The sequence below is a fragment of the Kosmotoga arenicorallina S304 genome (assembly GCF_001636545.1).
In the GTDB taxonomy this organism is placed as follows: domain Bacteria; phylum Thermotogota; class Thermotogae; order Petrotogales; family Kosmotogaceae; genus Kosmotoga_B; species Kosmotoga_B arenicorallina.
In genome coordinates this window covers 73,984-96,275 of the sequence record NZ_JFHK01000007.1, presented here as the reverse complement: position 1 = coordinate 96,275, position 22,292 = coordinate 73,984, and the positions used below count along the sequence as shown (strand labels likewise).

Genomic DNA, 22,292 nt, shown 5'->3' with positions numbered 1-22,292 from the left:
ATATCTGGCAATGAGATACGAAACAAAGAGCACGTTAATTACAACGAATCTCGTGTTCTCAGAATGGATAAAGATTTTCCATGACAAAGCCCTTACCATGGCATTGTTAGACAGAATTACGCACAACGCTTTGATTCTCAATATGTCTGGAAGAAGTTACCGAAGAAGAGATGTTTTGAATACCTGAGGTGGGTAGCGGGTCATTTCTTTATGGCCCTCCCGGGTCAAAAACCTATTGACTTTATACATTCCTGAACCTCTTAACCAATACAAGCATGATGCCTATTATAAGTGCAGCTTCAAGCGCCTCTCTGAACGTAATCATAAGTGCAGCGACCATCATATCCTCCTCCTTCTCCTTATTGAGATAAAGTCTCAATATTAACTTTATCATTCGATGTTCCGGATATAATTTCCTTCAGGAAAACAAATGGTCAGATGCATTAAAATGGAGTAAAATGGTTTTAAATATACTTACTTTCTGATAGCTTGTCAAACTATGGAGGTAAAAATGAAGATCAATCCGAAAAGTCCCTTATCAGCTGCAATAATGGCAATACTGGCATCGGTTCTTTGGGGAAGCGCTTTTCCTGTTTTGAAAATCAGCTTTTCAGAGCTAAACATATCTTCAGGAGATATTTCAGAAAAACTCGTTTTTGCAGGAATGCGCTTTCTTATAGCTGGTTTGATGCTTTTTATCTTTAGTTCAAGAATGAGGAAAGTCGGGCTACGATTAAAAGGTCTTTTTGGGCTTTTTTTACTCGGTCTTCTCCAAACATCTTTGCAATACACTCTCTTTTATAACGGTCTTTCAAACACGTCAGGAGTGAAATCATCGATCATTATTGCAAGTGGGAACTTTTTCGTTGTATTACTCGCCCATTTTGTATACAAAAACGATAAGATAAATATGAGAAAAATCATAGGGCTTTCAGCCGGGTTTTCGGGTATCTTTCTTGCGAATATTGGAAAAGGCCTGAGCTTGGATATCACTTTTTCCGGTGAAGGATTGTTAATACTTTCCACCCTTGTAGGAGCTGTGGGTACGATTCTCGCCAAGGAACTTTCCAAAAAATTTGATCCTTTTGCTGTATCTGGATGGCAAATGCTAATGGGTTCAATATTTTTGATTGGGATCGGACTTCCCGGAATGGAAAAGGGCCTGCGCTTTACACCACTGGCTTTCTTCTTGCTTCTGTATTCTTCCTTCTTATCAGCGGCTGCTTTTTCATTATGGTATACCGTGCTGAAATACAACAAAGCAGGGGAGGTTACCATTTATAGATTTATAATCCCGCTATCAGGGGCGGTGTTTTCAGCGCTTTTCATACCCGGAGAATCTTTCACGGCAAGCATTTTAATCGCTCTTGGGCTTGCGGTAACAGGTATTGTAGCGGTTAATTACAGGAGGAATTAATCATTACAAAAAAGCCCCGGTAAAACCGGGGCTTATATTGTTTAGTGCTCGCCTATTGATGGCACAGTGCTTACAGGGCTTACGAGTTCATAACCTGCAAGGAATCCTATTAACCTTGGAATTTGAGTGTTGTCCATTATTCCTTCGAAGAATTCTGCACCAGGCCCAAAAGCAAATATCGGAACCGGCGCGCCTGTATGATCAAAAGTGGTCCAGCCTATATCTGCCTTATTGCTGAGTATTCTTCCAATGGAATTTGATGCGCCATAGTAAGATTTCGCCTTTTCTGCTCGGTAATACTCGAAGTCTTCTTCTGTGAGGTCTACATTGAAGTATGCTTTCACAGCTTCTTTTAGTTCCTCTTCGGTTTTGAAGTTGGAAACAACCCAATCGGCGGTTTTGGTGTAATCATTCCTGATTTTTTCGAGGTTCATTGTGTAACCACCTGTAGAAAGGCCAAGACCTCCTGTCTCATGGTCAGCGGTAACGACTATAAGAGTATCAGGGTGAGTTTCGGCGAAATCGAGGGCAACTTTTACTGCGTTGTCAAATTCAACAACTTCTTTCCAAACACCAAAGACATCGTTACCATGAGCTTCCCAGTCGATTTGTGAGCCTTCAACCATGAGGAAAAAAAGGGTTCGTTATCTTTCGATAGGATCTCAAGAGCTTTGGAAACCATTTCAGGAAGCATAGGCTCTTCTCCTGTTCTTTCAGAAGCAGCTTTGAGATGGCTGTAAGCGAAGAGTCCTAAAACACGGTTTCCATCATAATTTAACATTTCAGTTTTGGTGGTGATATAGTCGAAACCATTTTCTTTTGCAACCGCTATAAGGTCTTTTCCATCCTTTCTCTTACCGCCAGTCGGTACGAAATGTCTCCAACCTCCACCAAAGGCAACAGTGATCTGGCTGTTCACTAATTGCTCGGCGAGCGTATTTTCATCGCTTCTGGAATTCACATGACCGTAAAAGGCAGCAGGAGTTGCGTGGGTTATACGTGAAGTTGCAATAATACCCGTCTTAACACCATTTTGAGCTGCAAAATCGGCAATGCTTGGAATAGGTGTGCCATCTGGAAGAACACCAATCATACCGTTATTGGTCTTGAAGCCAGCTGCGAGAGCTGTTCCGGCAGCAGCAGAATCAGTTACGTTGCTGTTAGCACTGAATGTTAAGCTCATAGCAAGATTAGGCGCTTTCATTATGTTAAGTTCTCGTCCTTCAAGATAACTCGTCAGAATTAGGTGGTTCAGTCCCATGCCGTCACCAATAAATAAATTACGTTTTTTACATAGCCGGCAAAAAGCGCCACGCTAAAAAGAAGGAGCAACACCAGTAAAATCTTTCGCACTTTGAACACCCCCAAGTAAGTTTTCACCCTTTTTGGGAATTCAATTATGCCAAAATTAATCCTAAATACAAAATCAGAATAATTCAGGATGAAAAGTAACATCTTTGGGTATTTCAACCTGTGTGACTTTTTTTAACTCTTTTGCCTTTCCAATGCGGATTGATTCTGAAAGACTTGAAAAACCGCTCAGAACAAAAGATACTGTGGAAATATCGCATTCAAGCTCCGGTTCATCTGTTGTTTTTCGGATTTTCAATTTCCCGCCTTCAGTATAAAATTCGAATATTCCATTGTTTTCCTCAATCAGGTTATCTATCACTTTGACTTTCACGGCTGGCAATTGAAAATCCACATTAAGCCCACTTAAACTTTTAAGATCTAATATTCTTATCATTCCTGAAGTTTCCAGTTTCTCTTCTATTGGTCTGTCTGTAAGATAGGGCCACAGCTCGAAGTCTTCAGGGGCATAGAAGGTAATTTCCTTTACCTGATGAGAGAGAGATTTCAGGTAGTATAGCATTGTGAGCTTTGTTTCCTGGTCAGAGTAGTAGAAATCTTTGACTGTAAGTAAGGAGTCAAAGCCTTTCTCGCTTCTATTAAGGTATTGAGTGAGCATACCGGTTACCCTTCCATTTCTGCTGAACTTCACAACCCCTGTTGACGCCTCATCATTGAAAAAGAGCTTCAAATGCCTTCGCCATTGATGATCATTTCTGATTGCCAAATTGTATTGAGTTTGCGCTATATGGTTGTAGAAGCTTTTTAACTCGCTGTCCGGGAAAGTCATGAAATTATAACTTACTGATGAGGACTTTTCAGCGTCAATCACATTGGGTGAGAGAACTAACTTTTTTGTTTTGAAAAAGAGTTCCCAGCCGTATTTTCTGTAAAACCCAACATTGAAGGGATATAAGACGGAAACCAGCATGTCTTTTTCTCTCATTGTTTTGACAGCGTTTTGCAGCATGAACCTGATTGCACCTTTTCCCCTGAAATCAGGTCTCGAGCATACAAGGCCTATGCCACCCATTTTAACCACAGAATTTCTCAACCTCATATTGAAGGGATAGAGTACATAACCTGCAACAATGAGAGAGCATTCTTTAACTGTGTAGAGTTCTGCACCACTGCTCAAGGCTTCAGCAATATATTTTCTTAAGAGCTCATGGCGCGAATGTTTAACAGCAAAAGAGAAATTTGCAATTTCCGAAAAAGTTCCTATGTCTTCATTTTTTTGATATTCAAACATAAAAACCATCCCCTTCTTCATGTATTTCGTATATCAAGAATACCATGCCAAATTTTGTTAATAGAAGGTGATGTCTGCTATAATCTTTAATGCTTTCAAAAGCAGAGTTTTTATGAATTTTGTCACCTTGATCCGGGTTAGATCAGTAAAACACTTTAAAGGAGGGGTTATGTATGAAGAAGGTTCTTGTTTTTCTCTTTATCATTCTGCTGGTGACAGTAGCTCTCTCAAAAGTTACTATCACTATGTGGCATGCAATGAGTGGAAGCAGGTTGCCTGCTGTGGAAGCGATTGTTAATGGATTTAATGCAACTCACCCTGACATCGAGGTTGTGGCGCAGTTCACAGGTTCTTATGCTGAAACGCTCACGAAAGCTATCGCAGCGTATAGGGCAGGGGATCAGCCGCATATTGTTCAAGTTTACGAAGTCGGATTGCAAACCATGCTTGACAGCGGGGCAATAGTGCCTGTATACGAACTGGCAGGCCCAGATTTTGACTGGGGAGATGTCATAGGACCTATTCTCGAGTATTACTCAGTTAATGGGAAACTCTATTCTATGCCTTTCAATTCGTCGACTGCCATACTCTATTACAACAAAGACATCTTTGAAGCCGCTGGATTGGATCCCAACAAACCTCCGACCACCTTCAACGAGCTTTATGAATATGGAAAGAAGATTGTTGAGTCAGGAGCGGCACCTGGAGGAATTTCCTTCGGATGGCCTGCATGGGTTTTTGAACAGATGCATGCCTATCATGCTCAGTTCTATGCAAATAACGAAAACGGTAGAGCGGCCAAGGCTACCGAGGTTTACTTCAACAAAGACTTCGGTGTCGATGTCATGGCAGAATGGATGAAATGGGCGCAGGACAAAGTGCTGGTTTACGGTGGAAGGGAATACAGTGCTAACCAGGCTTTCCTATCAGGTCAGGTAGCTATGCTTATCCAATCTACGTCATCCGTGGGCTCGATTGAATCTAAAGCCAATTTCAATGTCGGAACAACTTTCCTGCCGAGGATAGAAGGTTATCCGAGAGGAAATTCAGTTATCGGTGGCGCAACGCTTTGGGTCATGAAAGGGCATTCTAAGGAAGAATACGAGGCTATCTGGGAATTCCTGCAATACGTTATGAAAACGGAAGTGACAATGCAATGGCACAAATCCACAGGCTACTTCCCGGCAACAAATAGCGCTGTTAAAGCCCTTCTTGATGAAGGTTGGTTTGCACAGCATCCAAATCATTTGACTGCATTCCTTCAGATTCTCTCTGGCACAAGGGTTCCAGAAGCCCAGGGAGTAAGGCTCGGGAATTTTGTTGCCATAAGAGATGTTGTTGACTCCGCAATCGAGGAAGCCCTTCAATACAATGGAACGAATTACTGGAAAGAAGCAAAGAAAATTCTTGATAACGCTGCGGAGAAAGCCAACACAATTCTCTGGGAATACACGATGATTTATGGGAAGTAATTGAATATTCACCGGGGGAGAACTCCCCCGGTTTTAGTCTTGACCAAGAGGTGGTAAAATGCAAAGAAGGTTTCCTAATAAAATTCTCCCTTATATACTGGTTTTGCCGTCTATTGTCGTGGTGATAATTTTTCTTATAATTCCCACAATACAGTCTCTGTACATGAGCTTTTTCAGGGTTTCCCCTTTTGGCGACAGGTTGTTTTTCGTGAAACTATACAATTTCACCAAGCTCTTCAAGTCAGCAGATTATATTCATAGCTTGCTTATTACTCTTATTTTTGCTGCTGCTGTTGTCGTATTGGGACTTACAATTGGCTTGTTGATTTCAGTCGTTCTCAATCAGAGACTAAAAGGATTGAATTATTATCGGACCCTTTTTATCTGGACATATGCTATTTCGCCAGCAGTTGCCGGTACAATCTGGGCGTTGATGTTTGATCCTTCCAGTGGGCCAATAGTCTATATAATCAATTCTCTATTTGGTGTAAAGCTGAACTGGATGATGAATGGAAATCTCGCTCTGGTGATCGTAATCATTGCAGCTTCGTGGAAAATGCTTGGCTACAATATAATCTTCTTTCTAGCAGGATTGCAAACCATCCCGGAAGAGCTTTTAGAAGCTGCTTCTATTGACGGGGCTTCGAGTGCAAGAAAGTTCTTTAAGATTACCCTGCCGCTTCTTTCACCAACAACCTTTTTTCTTCTTATAATGAATATGCTTTACGCTTTTTTCCAGGTATTTGGATTGATTGATATCATGACTAAGGGCGGTCCCGGAAATGCGACAGAGGTATTGGTATATAAACTATACCGGGATGGGTTCATAAATTTAGATACCGGTTTTGCTTCAGCGCAATCTGTGGTGCTTTTTGTGTTTGTAGCAATTCTCACAGCGCTCCAATTCAAATATGCTGAGCGAAGAGTCTTCTATGGATAGGTGGTGTGAGCTGTGAAGCAAAAAAAGAGTAAAATCGTTTTATCATATATCTTTCTTTCGATTATGCTTGTGGTCATTATTTTTCCGGTTTATTACGCTTTTACAATGAGCACCTTCAATTCCAAGGAAGCGTACAGCTTTCCTCCAAGATTTTTGCCCAGCACCCACATGTGGGAAAATTATAAAACAGCCTGGACAACTGTAAACATGGGCAGGCTTATTTTCAACAGTTCCTTTATTTCTGTGGCAGTTGCATTCGCCAAAATCACGCTCTCCATATTGGCAGCTTTTGCCTTCACGTACTTTGGCGAATTCAGGGGAAAGTTCTTCTTTTTCACCATTATTCTTATAACCCACATGCTGCCATTACCCATTCGTATTGTCCCCACATATGATTTGATGAGATCCTTTGGCTGGGTCAATACTTATTACGCCCTCACAATTCCGTTTTTTGCCAGTGCAACGGGAACCCTGTTATTCAGGCAGTTGTTCCTGACAGTTCCACCTTCGCTCTCGGATGCTGCGAGAATAGATGGTGCAGGGCCAATTAGGTTCCTTTTTAACGTTCTCGTACCACTTTCAAAAACGAACATAGGAGCGCTCTTTCTCATAGAATTCACCTATATGTGGAATGTATATTTATGGCCTATGATTATCACAAATTCCAATAATATGAGAGTAGTCCAGATAGGTATCAAGATGCTGCTTGCAAGTGAAGCTCAGGCAGCAGATTGGAACACCATAATGGCGGGAACGATCATAGCCATGCTTCCGCCACTTCTGGTTCTTTTGCTTTTCCAGAAGACCATTATGGAAGGTTTTAGCTTGAAGGAAGAAAAGTGATAAATCTGATATTATCAGCAAAACTCCATTTCCCACTCAATTTTAGCGACTTTTGACAGAGTGTAATAAATGGAGCAGTATTTCGTCGCAAGTTCAAAGGCTTTTCGCGCTTTTTCAGCGTTTGAAGCTTCATGAACTTTTATAGAGAGCTTGCACCATTTAAGAGTGGTTGGGACTTCCTGTCTCTTCTCACCAACAATATCCAGATCAACGAATTTCCAGTGAATTTTCATCTTGTTTGAAATGTCAAGAAAAGTTGAATACAGGCAGGATCCAAGAGCAAAAAGCAATAGGTCATAAGGAGCAAAACTCCCTGAACCAATATTGAGTTTTGCTCCTTTTTTGTTTTTTCCTGCGCCTTTGAATTCATCGCTGAAGGTCATGTTTACTTGCTGCACGTTGGATTACCTCCTTGCTTATTATCATTTTCAGAAATTTTCACGAAAAATTTTATTCTGGTTTTTCTATATCCTTCATATGTGGAAAATTATAGATACATTCATCGATTGGCACTTAAGTTGTTCTGAACCTATATAACCGAAAATAACTGAAAATTGTTTGTAAATGTTTTCATAGTATCGTTAAAATGTCCCTGAAGGGGAATCAACAACAGGAGGTGATTTTTATGAAAAAGGGAACCATCCTCGTGCTATTGCTAATACTTGGCACAATGTTACTCGGTATAACTTACAAGAGGAGTGAAACTCTGTACGCAGGTGGAGGACTCTGGGCGCCACCGAATAACTGGAATCCTATAACCCCATGGGCTGCTGTTACCGGCACAATAGGACTCATCTATGAACCCCTTTATATGTATGATCCCATCTCTGATGAAATGATACCATGGCTTGCTGAAAGCGGTGGCTGGAAAGATCTTAACACCTATGAGTTAAAACTCAGGAAAGGAATTCGCTGGACTGATGGTACTTTCTTTAATGCCGATGATGTGAAATTCACCTTTGAACTGGCAAAGCAAATTCCCGAAATTCATTACAGCACTATCTGGAAATGGCTGGACAACATTGAAAAGGTTGATGACTACACTCTTTTATTCCACTTCACCGAACCCCTTTATCACGAGTGGACCACAAACCTTTACCAGCTGCCAATCATTCCTGAGCATCTCTGGAAAGACAGGACAAAGGAGGCAATCTTAACAGGTGCAAACGAAAACCCGATAGGAACAGGAGCATACCTTGCAGAAACCTATGACCAGGATAGAATGGTTTATTTGAAAAATGCTACCTGGTGGGCAACTGAATTGCTGGGGATTGAACCTACTCCCAAAAGAATTGTTTATTTGAGGGCACTTAGCAACAACGTTGCTTTGGGAATGATTATCAAAGGTGAACTGGACATAAGCAACTTCTTCCTGCCTGGTGTTCCTACAATTAAGAAATTTTACGGGATTCATACCTGGTTTGAAGATGTACCTTACATGTTATCTGACAATACGGCTTTCCTCTTCCTGAACACTACCAAAAAGCCGATGGATGATGTGCAATTTAGAAAAGCGGTTGCTTTCGCTATAAACTCCGAAGAAATTGTTGAGAAAGTATTTGAAAAGCAGGTACTTCCATCAAATCCACTTGGGTTCCTTCCTTTGGACGGTTGGATGAAGTATTATGATGAAGATGTGGTCAACAAATATGGATTTGAATACAATCCTGATATAGCAAAGAGCATGCTCAAAGATGCTGGCTACGTAGATAAAGATGGAGATGGATTTGTGGAAGCTCCCGACGGCTCAAAGATTGAACTTTCGATTATTGTTCCCTTCGGATGGACCGACTGGATGGAATCAATAAAGATAATCGCAGCCAATCTAAAAGCCGTAGGAATAAACGCCTCTGCTGAATTCCCGGATTTCGGAAGGTACCAGGATGAGCTTTATGGCGGCAGTTTTGATATGGCCATAAACAACTTCGGAAGTTATTTGAGTGTTACTATCTGGACATTCTACCACTGGCTATTCTTCCCCATAAGCGATTACATGGGAAATGGTAATTTTGGAAGATATGATAACCCTGAAGTTATGGAACTTCTCGATGAGTTCAACAGGACTCCTTTCGATGATGTGGAAGCTGGAAAGGAGATAGCTTCAAAAATCGAGGAGATTTTCCTGAAAGATATGCCGGCAATTCCTCTCTGGTATAATGGTATGTGGTTCCAGGCCAGCGAAGCCGCATGGACCAACTGGCCCAGTGAAAACGGGCCTTTCCATTATCCCAGTACCTGGGCTGGCAGGTGGCAGCTTGGTGGCCTTATGATGCTTACAGATCTTAAGAGCAAATAATAGTTCCGTCTCCCCCGCCTTCTCGTTAGAAGGCGGGGTTAAACTATTCTGGGAGGAAAGATTGTGGGAAAATACCTGAGACGCAAAATAATCATCTATCTGCTCACTTTCTTCTTTGCGGTTACCATTGACTGGATAATCCCTCGATTCATGCCGGGCGACCCAATAAGAACCCTTCTATCAAGGGCGGCAATGAGAACAGAATCCATGGAACTTTTGTACAATTATTACAACAAGGTTTTCAGCCTGGATCTCCCGCTGTGGAAGCAGTACTTGAATTTTTGGGGCTCTCTGTTCAGAGGAGATCTCGGGACAAGTGTGTATCTTTTTCCGAGCCCCGTTTTTGATGTTATAAAGAAAGCAGTGCCATACGACATTCTTTTGCTTGTTCCGGCAATATTACTTAGCTGGATAGCAGGTAACAAGTTTGGAGCTTTCGCCGCCAGGAAAAAGAAGCTCGACAATACTATATTGCCAATATGGTATGTATTAACAGCCACCCCATATATGTGGCTTGGAATACTTCTTGCCTGGTTCTTTGGGGTAGTACTTGGCATATTTCCAATATCCGGGGCATACAGTTTTTCTATGAGACCAAGTTTTAGCTGGGAATTCATCTGGGATTATCTGAAGCATTGGATTTTACCTTTCGGCTCTCTGTTTATCGTTCAATTTGGAGGATGGGCAATCGGTATGAGAAATATGATTATCTACGAGCTGGAATCAGAGTATTCGAGGTATATGGAAGCTATGGGGGCTCCTGCGAAGCTCATAAGGAAATATGCTTTCAGGAATGCGGTGCTTCCTCAAATCACGGGATTAGCTTTACAACTCGGTGTTATTGTGGCAGGGGCACTGGCCACAGAAGTGGTTTTCTCTTATCCAGGTATTGGTTATCTACTGCTTCAAGGGATTTTAAACGGCGACTATTTTCTTATTCAGGGGTGTTTCCTTTTCATTATTCTGGGAGTCTTACTGGCAAACTTCTTTATAGATATCATTTATGTGATTGTTGACCCGAGAGTAAGACGTGGAATGAGTGGTGAGACTGCATGAAATTTAGGAAAAGCGAGATACTATTTTTTGCTTTGAGAAACACCAAATTGAGAATAGGAGTTATTATCGTTGCCGTGTTTGCCTTTTTGGCAATTTTCGGACCTTATTTTGCAAAGTATGGACCTCAGGACTTTGCCGGACCGGGCTATAATCCTCCTTCAAGCGAATATTGGTTTGGGACAACGACTTTTGGAAGAGATGTCTTTTCTCAATTCGTTTACGGTCTTAGATCGACTTTTCTGGTTGGACTAGTAGGAGGTGGAATAGCGACTTTCATAGGCCTTTTTGTGGGATTTCTTTCAGGTTATAAAGGTGGACTGGCAGATGAATTGCTCATGATGTTCACCAACATTATCCTAGTTATACCCACAATGGCTTTGCTGATTATTCTTGCAGCTTATTTGAAATACCGTGGTGTATTTCTGGAGAGTGTGTTCATTGGGTTTACGGCCTGGCCATGGACAGCAAGGGCCGTTCGGTCGCAAACTCTTTCATTGAAAACAAGGGAATTTGTGAACCTTGCAAGAATAACGGGCATGAGATCTTTGAAAATAATAGTCTTTGAGATACTGCCGAACATGTTATCATACGTATTTATGGTATTCATCCTGCAATTTGGAGGAGCAATTTTAACAGCTGCTACTCTTGATTTTATCGGGCTTGGTCCCACACAGGGTATCTCACTCGGTCTTATGATGCAACAAGCGGTCTTGTGGAATGCTATACAGCTGGGCATGTGGTGGTGGGCAATTCCACCCGGAGTGGCTATTACTGCTATCGTAGGAGCGATGTATTTTATGAATACAGGATTGGATGAGGTATTTAATCCAAAACTCAGGGAGATGTGAAAATGGCTTTGAAGGTAGATGAATTAAGAATATATTATCAGACCCTTCGCGGTGAGGTAAAGGCTGTAGATGGACTCAGCTTTCAGGTAAAAGATGGCGAAATAATGGGGTTAGCTGGAGAATCAGGATGTGGCAAATCCACTCTGAACAATTCGTTGATTTTGCTGAAACCGCCCATGAAATACAATTCTGGCGAGGTCATTTTGAACAATCACAAACTGCCTATATACGATTATGAAGCTATGAGATCTTATAGATTCAAAGAGGTTTCGATCATTCCCCAATATGCAATGAATGCATTGAATCCAATAAAGAAATTAAGGCAAATAATTTCCGACCTTCTTGAACACCACGGTAAAAGTTTTACGAAAATGAAGGATACTATTGAAGAAAGACTGAGCCTGGTCGAACTTGACAAAAAAGTTCTTGATCTTTATCCAATCGAATTATCCGGTGGAATGAATCAGCGAATGGTAATGGTTGTCTCGACTTTGCTGAACCCTTCGTTACTACTAGCAGATGAAATTACATCAGCCCTCGATGTTTCCTCGCAAAAGGCTGTTTCAAAAATGATTGTCGAATTCAGGGACAGGGAAATAGTGAAAAGCGTTATTTTTGTAACCCATGATATTTCAATTCTTTATCAGGTAGCAGACAGCATTATGATCATGTATGCTGGCAAACAGGTAGAAAGAGCTTCCACAGAGACAATTGTCAAAAAACCACTTCATCCATACACGAAATTGCTTATTTCCTCTTTGCCTGAGGTGGGTATCAAACATTCTGAAACACCTCTCAAAGGAATACCCGGAAGGCCGCCTGAACTTCTTAATCCTCCAATAGGTTGTAGATTTAAGGATAGATGCCCTGTTGCTTCTGAAAGGTGTGATGAAGAACCTCCATTGGTTGAAGTAGAGCCGGGTCATCAAGTAGCTTGCTGGAAGGTGGGTAGCGAATAATGATAGAGCTTAAGGATATTACCAAGGTATATTCTCTTGGCGCATTTGGAAGAAGAAAACTCACAGCAGTTGACAACGTTTCCTTTTCAATAAGAGAGGGCCGAATAATTTCCCTTATAGGAGAAAGCGGAAGCGGAAAAACAACAATTGGCAAAATGATGTTGAAGTTGATCCCCATTACAAAAGGGAAAATTCTCTTCAAAGGGAAAGACGTATCTTCAATGGAAGGAGACAAATTAAAAGATTATTACCGATCTGTCCAGGGGGTATTTCAGGATCCCTTTTCTTCTTTCAATCCCATTTTTAAAGCTGACAGGATTTTTGAGCTTGTCAAGAGTGAATTTTTCCCGAAGGTTAATGAGAATGAATGGCATAAGCGCGTACTCAATGCCCTGGAATCTGTCGGGTTGAACCCGAAGACAGTGCTTAACAAATTTCCACATCAGTTAAGTGGCGGGCAATTGCAAAGGATGTTGATAGCAAGAGCGCTGCTCCTTGATACTAAATTCCTAGTGGCTGACGAAATAATAAGCATGCTTGATGCTTCAACCAGAATCGATGTGCTGAACATTCTTGCAGACCTTAAAAATGAGGGCCTTTCAATATTGTTCATCACTCACGACCTTTCCCTGGGCTATTACATAAGCGACGAGAGTATTATCCTTTACAGGGGTTCGATAATGGAAGCGGGAAAAACCGAAAAGGTCTTTAACAACCCCCTGCATCCATATACACGCATGCTTTTGGATTCAGTGCCCCGACTCGACAAAAAATGGGAGACTTTTGAAACTCCTGAACGCAGGAGTGCAGAAGCTTACGAAGGTATGTGCAAGTATTATGATCGTTGTCCGGTTGCAACGAAAGAATGCGGAATTCAGAAACTGATAGAGGTGGAAGAAGATCACCATGTTGCATGCTGGAGGTGGAAGAATGTTCAGTGAAGATTTTCTCTTTGGAGCTTCAATGTCAGGTTTTCAATTTGAAATGGGCGATAACGCGGTTGATTCAAATACAGATTGGTTCCTCTGGGTTCACGATCCATTACTGCAAGAAAACGGTGTGGTAAGCGGAGATCTCCCCGAAAAAGGGCTGGGGTATTGGGAAAGGTACCCGGAAGTTCATGAACTCGCCATTGAATCGGGGTTCAATGCTCTTAGAATTGGCATTGAATGGTCAAGGATATTTCCCGTGGAGACCTTTGGTGCGGAAACCCTAGAGGAATTGAAGGAAATCGCTGACTATTCGGCTATTGAACGTTACAGGGAGATTTTAATAGATATAAGAAACAAAGGTATGAAAACAATGGTCAACCTGAATCATTTTACATTACCGCTGTGGTTGCATGACCCAATAAAAATTAACCGCAACGCCGATTTTACTAAAAGCGGCTGGTTGGACGAGAGAAGCCCTCATGAATTTGCAAAATTTTCCGCCTTTATAGTGAGAGAGCTCGATGAAGTGGTCGATTTTTGGTCTACAATGAACGAGCCCAATGTAGTTGCCAATCTCGGCTATTTTCAAAGACCATCTGGTTTTCCACCATCGCTTGTTGCTCCAAAATTGTGGAAGAAAGCCCTTGATAACGAGATAAAGGCACATCGCCTTTCATATGAAGCGATGAGAGAGTATACAGCAAAACCCATTGGGGTTATTTACGCTTTTCACTGGATAGACGGAGATGATAGCGCCACCGAAGCAAATAACCTTATTAACTGGTATTTCATGGATGCCGTAAGTGAAAAAGCCGATTATATAGGTATCAATTACTATACGCGCACATTTGTTAAAAGAAGAGAGCAAGTTCTAAGGGCGGGTGAATTTGAGATAAGCTGGAGAAGCCAGGCTGGATATGGTTTTTCTTGTGAACCAAATACCATTTCCAAAGAAGGTCTGCCTGTTAGCGATGCAGGCTGGGAAATATATCCATTGGGACTTTACAACATGACCAAAGCCATATGCGAAAGGTATAAGAAGCCCGTATATATTACAGAAAACGGTATTGCCGACGATAAGGATGCCTTGAGGCCTTATTATCTTATATCCCACCTTGCGACGATTGAAAAATTGCTTGAAGAGGGATATGACATCCGGGGATATTTACACTGGTCATTAACGGACAATTATGAATGGGCAAGGGGATTTTCCTTGAGATTCGGTCTGGTTCATGTTGATTATGATAAAGGAATTTTAACTCCAAGGCCAAGCTTCTTTCTTTATCGCGAGATAATAAAAAGCAGAACCACGAAAAGGTTCAGCACTTTTTTGAATGCGCCTTTTGGCCTTTGGAAATAGGAGGACTCATATGGTTACCATAAAAGAAGTGGCAAAAGAAGCCGGGGTTTCCATAGCCACTGTTTCGAGAGTAATAAACGGTTCAACGCAGGTTTCAGAAGAAAAGCGGAAAAGAGTTTTGAAAGCCATGCAAAAGCTCGGTTATAAGCCAAGACCCTCTTACCGAAAAAATTCGGAGCTTTTTGGAACTATTGGTGTAGTTCTTCCAAATTTGAGCGCATACCATTATCCAAATATCCTAACGGGGATCTATGAAAAGGCATTTAATAAAGGTTATGATGTCATGGTAGCCCTCGCCAAAGATAGGCCTATGCGTGAAAAGGAAATCCTCGATGAATATTTTAATCGAAAGGTAGATGGGGTTTTGGTATGCACTCTGAAATGCGACGAACATTTTATGCAGAAATTTATTGACAGCGGAATACCTGTTGTTGGCGTTGATTACCCCGTTGAGGAGGTGCATATTGATTCGGTAAACATCGACAATATTATGGGAGCATATGCCGCCATGAGATACCTGTCCAGCAAGGGTCACAGGAAGATATTTTACATTCGTGGAACCCAGAACGTATACGCCTCTCGTGATAGGGAGAAAGGCATAGCGAAATACCTCCAGAGGCACAAAGAGGTTGAGGTAATCATGAGCAAAATTGTTGGCTTTGATCCAGAAGATGGTTATGAAGCCGTTATGAGATACTTCAATTCACACGCGAACATAACTGCTATATTTTGTGCTAATGATTATGTGGCGCTTGGAGCTGTAAAGGCCTTAAGCAAGCTGGGATTAAAAGTCCCGGACGATATTTCTGTAATGGGGTTCGATGATTCCCCCTTTGCTTCATTTGTTATTCCTTCGCTTACAACCGTTCGCCAGCCACGTGAAGAAATGGGTTCCCTGGCGGCGCAACTTTTAATAGAAAGGCTTGAAGCAAGTAAAAATTCCATTTATAGAAACGTTGTGCTCCCCACAGAGATTGTGGAAAGGGAGTCTGTAAAAGCACTTGAAAGGCAGTGAGATTTTATGGAATATCTGCTTGGTGTGAACTTTTGGTCGCGGAATGGTGCTATTTTAATGTGGGAAGATGAATACTGGAATCCCGAAACAGTTGAGGAAGAAGTGAAAGCGATGAAAGAGTTTGGCATGAACCTGTGCCGCTTTTTCATTCTAAGCCCCAGCTTCTTGCCTTCGCCCGGGAAAATTAGTGAGGTGCATATAAAAAGACTCAATGCTTTTCTTGAAATATGTGAAAAGCATAAACTCAAAACAATACCAACATTCATTGTTGGGCATATGTCCGGAGAAAACTGGGATTTTGAGTTTAGAGAGGGTCGAGATTTGTATTCAGATCCCTATATGATAGAGCAGCAGGAATTCCTCATCAGGGAGATTACAAAAAAGGTAAAGGATTTTGACAGCATTTGGGGATATCTCTTGACAAATGAAATGCCCCTTTACGGAGGCGAAGGGTCCCCTGGAAAAGTGATTAATTGGGCGAAAAAGCTTGTAAAAGCAGTAAAAGCAATTGACCCGGATAGGCCTGTGGGGATTGGCGATGGTAATTGGAATGTATTTGGCGGAAATAACGGTTTTGATATTCCGGGTTTATCTAAAATAGTGGATTTTTTTGGACCACATATGTACGTACCAGAAACCGATTATTACAGACATAGCGTGATCACAGAATTCATGGTAAGGTTTTTAAGGCCCTTTGGCTTGCCCGTGTTGTTTGAGGAATTTGGCGCATCATCAAGCCATGCTTCTGATGAAAATATAGCCCTTTATTACAGAGAAATCTTTCTAAATACTTTCCTCTCAGGTGGCACAGGGAATCTTGGTTGGTGCTTGAATGATTTTTCATATTCGGAAATGCCTCCTTATCGGCACCACCCCTTTGAATTGAGGTTTGGCGTCTTTGATAAAGAAGGGAAGCCAAAACCCGCCGCGTATGAGTTCAGAAGCTTTCGCAATCAGGTTGTGGATTTCAATGGATTTTCGTCTATCGATCCTCAAGCCGCAATTTTGGTTCCTTCGTATTATAACAGGCAATATCCTTTTTCAGTGGATAAAACAAGGGTAATGGCCAGACAGATGTTGCAGGCAATGGTAATGGCTGCCAAAGCTGGTTTTGAAGTTGATTTCCTCTTTGAAGATAATCTTGATAACTTAAAAAAATATAAGCTGATAATCGCACCCTGCGCCAGAAAGCTTCTGGCAACCACCACGGAAACCCTTCACAACTTTGTGAAAAACGGCGGGAATTTATATATGAGTTATTTTGCTGGCGCAGACCTTTTTCAGCCAGGTATGTGGATTCATAATTTTGAAGATCTCACCGGCTGCAAGCATGATTCAAAGTACGGTTTATTTGACGCCTTGACAGGGGATATTGAATTGGATTTCCAGGGGCATATCTGGAAAATTCGGGCGCAATACGGCGAATACCCTCATGAAAATGCGTATCTTCCGCTAAAAGAATGCAACGGAAAACTCATAAAGCTTTCAGAAAAGCTCTTTTTCACGGAAACGAAACTAAATAGGGGAAAGGTTTCATTCCTAAATTTCCCGCTTGAACACCTTTTGCTCAAAACGCCTATGGTAAACCATACAGACCTTTCCTACATATTTTACAGAAAAGCAGCCAGGGACGCAGGGATAACTCTTTTCTATACTGACAATCCTTTGATAAGATTGAGATTGCTGTCAAAGGGTGACGAAAAGCTTGCTGTGCTTCAAAATGTCTCGTGGGATAAGCAAAAAGCCGAATACATTCTCGCCCCATTTGAAACCAGGATCTCCCTTGAACTAAGCCCCAAAGAATACAAGGTTATGAGGATATGAAAAAGGAGGGCATTTGCCCTCCTTTTTTTGTTTTTGTGTTTTACTCTTCGTTTTCTAAGGCTTCGATTTCTTTCAACAGCTCATCGACAAGAGTGTCAATTTCAGATTCTTCAACAAGTCCCTTTTCAACAAAGTCGTCAAGGTAATATGAGTATGCGAGAGCACTGCTGAAGAAATCGATTTTGAGACCTTTGTCAACAGGGAGTTTTCCAGCTTTGTTGTAGGCTTCTATCAGGAGCTTTATCGATTTTAGTTTCAGTTCGTCAGAAGCCTTTTCATTTTCGATTACGTTCTCTTTCAAACGATTTTCAATGGAAACAAGGGGATATTTGACAAGCATTTCAGCGGCTTTATCTCCGACATAAGTGGTATAGTAGCTCAAATAACTCTGGAAAAGCTCTTCGTTCTCCAATATCGGTTTTATTTCATCTTCATATCGCTTATTGGTGTACAGGAACACCACTTCCGGATCATTCCCGCTGTATTTGTTCAGGTATTCCAGTGCGGTTTCCGAGTTCGGAATAAGGTGGTACAGATGTCCAGCGACTTTTCCGATTACAGTGTATCTTCCATCTCTGTAAGCCTGCTCTTCGGAAAGCTTTGCCTTTATTTCTTCGTCGCTAAACACTCCCAGCTCATGCGAATAGGTTATCAGCGTTGAAAGGTTGTTTTTCAATTCCATAATCTTATCATCTGTACTGTCTGGTGTTTCTTCAAGAGCAGCCTCCAAAGCATCAAACGAAAGATTTTTCATTTCCTCAGGCAAATTGCTTCTTGCATCAAGCATATATTGCAGCTTTTGTATATTGTCCAGTGTCGGTTGCATGATGGAATCTGAGATCATTAGATAAAGGATTGCTGCAAAAGCCGTGGTATCTTCTTTTACTTCCCCGGTGGAATTGAATATTTCTCCTTCCAACCTTGAATAGAAATCATGTATATCCTCCCCTGAAGTCTGAGATTTCATTAGCCTGTCCATTAGGTCAAGTTCAGGATCGTATATAACATAGCCAAGAGGGCTGTTTGCTTTGTACTTTTTGAACCAATCGAGATATACTTCATTCTGGAAGTCTCTTGCGACATTTGTATAAGCGTTTGTATTCAGCAATTCTTCCACCGTATTGAAAGTGCTTTTTGACTCAATTCTTATTATGTGATAACCGTACTCCGTTCCTACGGGACCCACTATTTCGCCGGGGGTAGCGGCAAAGGCTGCATCTTCAAATTCTTTCACAAGCTGGCCACGACTGAATTCGCCAATGAAACCGCCATTTTGTGCAGTGCCTGTATCGATGGAATATTTTTTTGCAGCATCTTCAAAACTGATCGAACCACTTTCGATGAGATTTTTGATTTCTGTGGCACTTGCTTCTGATGTAAGAAGAATATGGCTTGCGCCTACTTTTTCGTATTTATCCTTTATTTCCGCTTTGTTGGACTCAAAGTACTCTGTAAAGCTGGCAGGGTAATCTGCCACAAGTGTCATGAGTATGTTCTGCTTTATCAATTCCGAGCGGACATAAGATTCTATTATTCTCCAGAAAGTCTCTGTTGAACCGTAGCTCATTTCTATTTGTGATACATACTGAGGGTTTGCAAGATAGCCGGCTGTTATCTGATCCGTATAACCGGTGACTTCATTTTCATCCGGAAAAAGACCGTTTTCTTTTGCGTAATAGCCTGCCATCTTATCATCAAGTAAATTCATGAGTATGTTGTATTTTAGCTCTATCTGGCTGGGAGCATTTTGCGTGGAGAAGTATGGATCTAAACTAATACCCTGTTGCTGATAACTTCCCAGCGTGTCATTCAAATATCCCTGAAGAACAGCAGCATCCACGTTAAAATAAGCATCGGACAATGGTGTCCCGTTCAACGTTAGACTGGCTATTTCCCCACTTGCAAAGGCGAAAGCAAAGGTAAAAAGAAATAAAGAGATAAAAACAAAGCGTTTCACACAATCAACTCCTTTATTGAAATAAAATCCTTGAAACAATTTTACCAGACGAAGGGCTTCTTTCTTTCTTTCTCGCCATGGTGTCGTTATATAATGAAATATAAACGGAGGGATTCAATGAGAAAAACTGTTATTCTAATAACCAATGAACTTAGAATGATTTTCAGGTCACGGAGTATATGGATTTTTTTTCTCCTCCTTCCGCTGACATTGGTTTTCTTTACCGGCGTATTTAACATAAATAAGAGCTTATATGTGCTTCGTTTAGGTATCGTAAATGAAGACAATACATTTCTTGGAATATTTTTTATAAGATATGCCACTTCCATGATCAAAGAGGAAAATATATATGTCTTCAAAACAAGAGAAGAAGCTGAAAAGCAACTAAGAAACCTTGATGGTTACTTTGTCATACCAAGAGGATTTGCAAATGACCTCCTTTTCCAGAAACCTTCAAAATTGATTTTCATCCCGAACCCCAACGCACTTCAATCGGGGATAGCGATTTATCAGGTGCTCAGCAATGTTCTCAACGAGTTTAAAGCCCTTCCAGTTATAGCTGATCCGGATTTTATGAAAAATGTGACGGTGGATCCGAACTACGAAGCACCTGAGATAGTTGTAGAAGGTGTAGAAGGCGATAGATTTAATTTCAAGGAGTATCTCTTCCCGCTTATATTGGCATTGAGTCTGTTGCTCACAACAGGAATTGGCTTAAGCTGGTCAATACACGAAGACAGAAGAACAGAGATCGTTGACTTCTTGATGCTTGCCAACACGAAGGCTTTTCAATTTCTATTTTCAAAGATCGTGAGCTTCCTTATTGTTGGAACTTTTGAATTCCTCTTTTTTCTACTCTTTGGACTGCTTTTTGGCTATGAAGGTTTAACCGATGTCTTTGAAAACGTTCTTCTTTTTCTAGTGCTTACGCTTGTATTCATTGCTATGAGTACATTTCTGGCAAGTCTAACAAAAACTTCCAGGGGAAGCCAGTTTATTGTAACCGGAACTTCAATCGCACTCATACTCGTTAGCGGCATAATCATTCCAAAATCCATGTTTCCAGAATGGCTCAGAAAATTTGTCGAATATTTTCCTATAACGGCTCTGTTAAGCGAAATTCAAAAGATATCCCTGATACCCGGCGACTCAGTGACAATCATCGGGCTACTGATCTCAAATTCTATACTTACAATAGGATTTGTGTTCTTAAGCGTAACTGCCTTCAGATATAGGTCAGATAGTTTATCTGCTATGTGATGCTTTTTCCTATGCTATAATATTTATGAAGCTTCTTTTTTCTCACTGGTAAGTTGCATTTCTTGATCTTCATCATGGGTTCCACAGCTCTTTTTTAATTTTGCACCATCTCTATATGATCCTTCTACAAAAAAGGAGGGAACGGAGATGCGTATAGTCTATAGCATGGAACTCACATTTGAAACACGCAAGTCTTCCAACCTGATCATGGATATTTCGCACTACCTTTCAAGAAATATGCAGCTCGGAGCTCGTGGAGACCACTTGAACATAAGGCAGATAGAAAGCGGAAAACTGCTGATTCGAATAATCACCGAACAGGGAAGCTGTACCCTTGATGAAGTCTTCGAAAGAATCAACGGATATCTGGGGCTTATCTCAAACGCTCTGAAAAAATCCACAAGAAATTACAGCATCTCAAAAACCTTTATCTATCACGAAAAGGGATCTCAAACCTATTTAATCAGCTGAGATTTGTGTTTGTTGGCTTTTAGGGTTTTGAAAATGCTGCTACCAGAAAATTTTATATTTTGAGAATTTTCGTTTTATTATTTTTTAATAACAAAACGAAAGCAAACGAAGCAAAACGCAAAATAACGAAAATAACACACCTAACCCTTTTTAATTCAGAATAAAGGGGATTAATTTTCGATAATCACATTTCACTTTCTCTGTTCGAGATGATATTTTTATCTCAGGGGGGATAATTATCATATTCGAAGAGAGAAAGAACTATATCGTTGAAAAATTGAATAAATATGGCAAAATATATAGTTCATCGCTTGCAGAAGAACTAAAAATATCTGAAGTTACTGTGAGGTCAGACTTGAAAAAACTCGAAAACCTTGGGTTGTTGAAAAGGGTTCATGGCGGCGCCATCAGCCTTAAGCCCCACAGATATGATCCGCAGTTTCAGGAACAAATTGCCGTTGACGTTGATGAAAAAAAGTTAATCGCGGAAAAAGCAGTCCAGCTGGTCGAGAAAAATGACATTATTTTTATTGATTCGGGCAGCACTACTCTTTTTTTTACGGAAAAGCTTCTTGAAACTCCTCCTTTAAACCTGACTGTCGTTACAAATTCTCTGTACATTATCAACACTGTTGTGCAGTACCCCGAGATAAAGCTTGTAGTTCTTGGGGGCTACTTTCAATATAGCACAATGAACTTCCTGGATCTGGAAATCAACCCTTTTTTTGACAGATATCATGTAAACAAAGCTTTTATGGGTATAAATGGGCTCGATGAGAGCGGCTATTTTTCTTCCACTTTGCTGGAAGCTGAAACAAAGAAGCTAATTGTAAAAGCGTCACCTGAGATATATATTCTTGCAAGTACTTCAAAGCTCTTTAAGAAATCTTTAGTTCGCATAAAGGGATGGTCAGGTACAGAAGTAGTAATCACGGCCACGAAAGATGAAAATGTAATGAAACGACTCAAAAAATGCGAACAGGATGGTAAGTTTTCAATTATATAAACATTCACTTTGATCCCGTTGGGGGTCAGAAAGG

19 protein-coding genes and 1 pseudogene are annotated in these 22,292 nt (G+C 41.0%); 16 read left to right on the top strand and 4 right to left on the bottom strand.

What is annotated here, in order from left to right:
* Positions 1–187: ATP-binding protein (locus AT15_RS10105; RefSeq protein WP_161484658.1), on the top strand; the 187-nt coding region annotated here is incomplete at its 5' end.
* Positions 188–511: 324 nt separating this feature from the next.
* Positions 512–1,417 carry a DMT family transporter gene (locus AT15_RS05900; RefSeq protein ID WP_068347397.1) on the top strand — a complete coding sequence of 302 codons (906 nt, stop codon included), beginning with the start codon at positions 512–514 and terminating at the stop codon, positions 1,415–1,417.
* Between the two features lie 41 nt (positions 1,418–1,458).
* Here the strand turns inward: AT15_RS05900 and AT15_RS10565 are convergent.
* Both AT15_RS10565 and AT15_RS05890 read right to left on the bottom strand, forming a co-directional pair.
* Positions 1,459–2,770: pseudogene (locus AT15_RS10565) on the bottom strand (alkaline phosphatase).
* A gap of 73 nt (positions 2,771–2,843) precedes the next feature.
* Positions 2,844–4,019: a GNAT family N-acetyltransferase gene (locus AT15_RS05890; protein WP_068347395.1), complete on the bottom strand. Its 1,176-nt coding sequence runs from the start codon at positions 4,017–4,019 to the stop codon at positions 2,844–2,846.
* Between the two features lie 173 nt (positions 4,020–4,192).
* Here AT15_RS05890 and AT15_RS05885 point away from each other — a divergent pair, with 173 nt between their 5' ends.
* Genes AT15_RS05885 through AT15_RS05875 form a run of 3 tightly spaced genes read left to right on the top strand, consistent with a single transcriptional unit; the run spans position 4,193 to position 7,274 of the window.
* Positions 4,193–5,491 carry an ABC transporter substrate-binding protein gene (locus AT15_RS05885; RefSeq protein ID WP_068347393.1) on the top strand — a complete coding sequence of 433 codons (1,299 nt, stop codon included), beginning with the start codon at positions 4,193–4,195 and terminating at the stop codon, positions 5,489–5,491.
* A gap of 58 nt (positions 5,492–5,549) precedes the next feature.
* Positions 5,550–6,431 carry a carbohydrate ABC transporter permease gene (locus tag AT15_RS05880; RefSeq protein ID WP_068347391.1) on the top strand — a complete coding sequence of 294 codons (882 nt, stop codon included), beginning with the start codon at positions 5,550–5,552 and terminating at the stop codon, positions 6,429–6,431.
* Positions 6,432–6,443: 12 nt separating this feature from the next.
* Positions 6,444–7,274, top strand: a complete 831-nt coding sequence (locus AT15_RS05875) for a carbohydrate ABC transporter permease (RefSeq protein ID WP_084251547.1) — start codon at positions 6,444–6,446, stop codon at positions 7,272–7,274.
* A 14-nt stretch (positions 7,275–7,288) separates the two neighbouring features.
* On the opposite strand, the gene AT15_RS05870 is transcribed toward AT15_RS05875, so the two are convergent.
* A complete protein-coding gene (locus tag AT15_RS05870; RefSeq protein ID WP_068347389.1) occupies positions 7,289–7,672 on the bottom strand; it encodes an OsmC family protein in 384 nt (127 codons plus the stop codon).
* A 227-nt stretch (positions 7,673–7,899) separates the two neighbouring features.
* Between AT15_RS05870 and AT15_RS05865 the strand changes: the two genes are divergently transcribed.
* The 8 genes from AT15_RS05865 to AT15_RS05830 all read left to right on the top strand — a co-directional run bounded on the left by AT15_RS05865 (position 7,900) and on the right by AT15_RS05830 (position 17,564).
* Positions 7,900–9,570, top strand: a complete 1,671-nt coding sequence (locus AT15_RS05865) for an ABC transporter substrate-binding protein (protein ID WP_068347388.1) — start codon at positions 7,900–7,902, stop codon at positions 9,568–9,570.
* A gap of 63 nt (positions 9,571–9,633) precedes the next feature.
* Positions 9,634–10,626: an ABC transporter permease gene (locus tag AT15_RS05860; RefSeq protein ID WP_068347385.1), complete on the top strand. Its 993-nt coding sequence runs from the start codon at positions 9,634–9,636 to the stop codon at positions 10,624–10,626.
* Positions 10,623–11,474 carry an ABC transporter permease gene (locus AT15_RS05855; protein WP_068347384.1) on the top strand — a complete coding sequence of 284 codons (852 nt, stop codon included), beginning with the start codon at positions 10,623–10,625 and terminating at the stop codon, positions 11,472–11,474. The genes AT15_RS05860 and AT15_RS05855 overlap by 4 nt, the downstream gene beginning before the upstream one ends.
* 2 nt (positions 11,475–11,476) lie before the next feature.
* Positions 11,477–12,433 (top strand): ABC transporter ATP-binding protein, encoded by a 957-nt coding sequence (locus AT15_RS05850; protein WP_068347382.1) that lies wholly within the window; start codon positions 11,477–11,479, stop codon positions 12,431–12,433.
* Complete coding sequence (locus AT15_RS05845) at positions 12,433–13,374, top strand: ABC transporter ATP-binding protein (RefSeq protein ID WP_068347380.1); 942 nt, start codon at positions 12,433–12,435, stop codon at positions 13,372–13,374. Before AT15_RS05850 ends, AT15_RS05845 begins: the two co-directional genes overlap by 1 nt.
* Positions 13,364–14,725, top strand: coding sequence for a beta-galactosidase BgaS (bgaS, locus tag AT15_RS05840; protein ID WP_068347378.1), 1,362 nt, complete (start codon positions 13,364–13,366; stop codon positions 14,723–14,725). The genes AT15_RS05845 and bgaS overlap by 11 nt, the downstream gene beginning before the upstream one ends.
* Before the next feature lie 10 nt (positions 14,726–14,735).
* Complete coding sequence (locus tag AT15_RS05835) at positions 14,736–15,740, top strand: LacI family DNA-binding transcriptional regulator (protein ID WP_068347376.1); 1,005 nt, start codon at positions 14,736–14,738, stop codon at positions 15,738–15,740.
* Between the two features lie 57 nt (positions 15,741–15,797).
* Complete coding sequence (locus AT15_RS05830) at positions 15,798–17,564, top strand: glycoside hydrolase 5 family protein (protein ID WP_068347374.1); 1,767 nt, start codon at positions 15,798–15,800, stop codon at positions 17,562–17,564.
* A 40-nt stretch (positions 17,565–17,604) separates the two neighbouring features.
* Here the strand turns inward: AT15_RS05830 and AT15_RS05825 are convergent, their stop codons facing one another.
* The gene (locus AT15_RS05825) at positions 17,605–19,521 is read right to left on the bottom strand and encodes a peptidylprolyl isomerase (protein WP_068347372.1); all 1,917 of its coding nucleotides are present in this window, start codon (positions 19,519–19,521) and stop codon (positions 17,605–17,607) included.
* Between the two features lie 117 nt (positions 19,522–19,638).
* Here AT15_RS05825 and AT15_RS05820 point away from each other — a divergent pair, with 117 nt between their 5' ends.
* The 3 genes from AT15_RS05820 (at position 19,639) to AT15_RS05810 (ending at position 22,258) form a co-directional block, all read left to right on the top strand.
* A complete protein-coding gene (locus AT15_RS05820) occupies positions 19,639–20,781 on the top strand; it encodes an ABC transporter permease (protein WP_068347370.1) in 1,143 nt (380 codons plus the stop codon).
* 147 nt (positions 20,782–20,928) lie between these two features.
* Positions 20,929–21,252: a hypothetical protein gene (locus AT15_RS05815; RefSeq protein ID WP_068347368.1), complete on the top strand. Its 324-nt coding sequence runs from the start codon at positions 20,929–20,931 to the stop codon at positions 21,250–21,252.
* 214 nt (positions 21,253–21,466) lie between these two features.
* Positions 21,467–22,258 (top strand): DeoR/GlpR family DNA-binding transcription regulator, encoded by a 792-nt coding sequence (locus AT15_RS05810; RefSeq protein ID WP_317133690.1) that lies wholly within the window; start codon positions 21,467–21,469, stop codon positions 22,256–22,258.
* Positions 22,259–22,292: the final 34 nt, after the last annotated feature.

Bases quoted from the DNA above. Each gene is read 5' to 3' on its own strand.
- AT15_RS05900 (WP_068347397.1), top strand. From the start codon at position 512: ATGAAGATCAATCCGAAAAGTCCCTTATCAGCTGCAATAATGGCAATA.
- AT15_RS05890 (WP_068347395.1), bottom strand. From the start codon at position 4,019: ATGTTTGAATATCAAAAAAATGAAGACATAGGAACTTTTTCGGAAATT.
- AT15_RS05885 (WP_068347393.1), top strand. From the start codon at position 4,193: ATGAAGAAGGTTCTTGTTTTTCTCTTTATCATTCTGCTGGTGACAGTA.
- AT15_RS05880 (WP_068347391.1), top strand. From the start codon at position 5,550: ATGCAAAGAAGGTTTCCTAATAAAATTCTCCCTTATATACTGGTTTTG.
- AT15_RS05865 (WP_068347388.1), top strand. From the start codon at position 7,900: ATGAAAAAGGGAACCATCCTCGTGCTATTGCTAATACTTGGCACAATG.
- AT15_RS05855 (WP_068347384.1), top strand. From the start codon at position 10,623: ATGAAATTTAGGAAAAGCGAGATACTATTTTTTGCTTTGAGAAACACC.
- AT15_RS05850 (WP_068347382.1), top strand. From the start codon at position 11,477: ATGGCTTTGAAGGTAGATGAATTAAGAATATATTATCAGACCCTTCGC.
- AT15_RS05845 (WP_068347380.1), top strand. From the start codon at position 12,433: ATGATAGAGCTTAAGGATATTACCAAGGTATATTCTCTTGGCGCATTT.
- bgaS (WP_068347378.1), top strand. From the start codon at position 13,364: ATGTTCAGTGAAGATTTTCTCTTTGGAGCTTCAATGTCAGGTTTTCAA.
- AT15_RS05835 (WP_068347376.1), top strand. From the start codon at position 14,736: ATGGTTACCATAAAAGAAGTGGCAAAAGAAGCCGGGGTTTCCATAGCC.
- AT15_RS05830 (WP_068347374.1), top strand. From the start codon at position 15,798: ATGTGGGAAGATGAATACTGGAATCCCGAAACAGTTGAGGAAGAAGTG.
- AT15_RS05820 (WP_068347370.1), top strand. From the start codon at position 19,639: ATGAGAAAAACTGTTATTCTAATAACCAATGAACTTAGAATGATTTTC.
- AT15_RS05815 (WP_068347368.1), top strand. From the start codon at position 20,929: ATGCGTATAGTCTATAGCATGGAACTCACATTTGAAACACGCAAGTCT.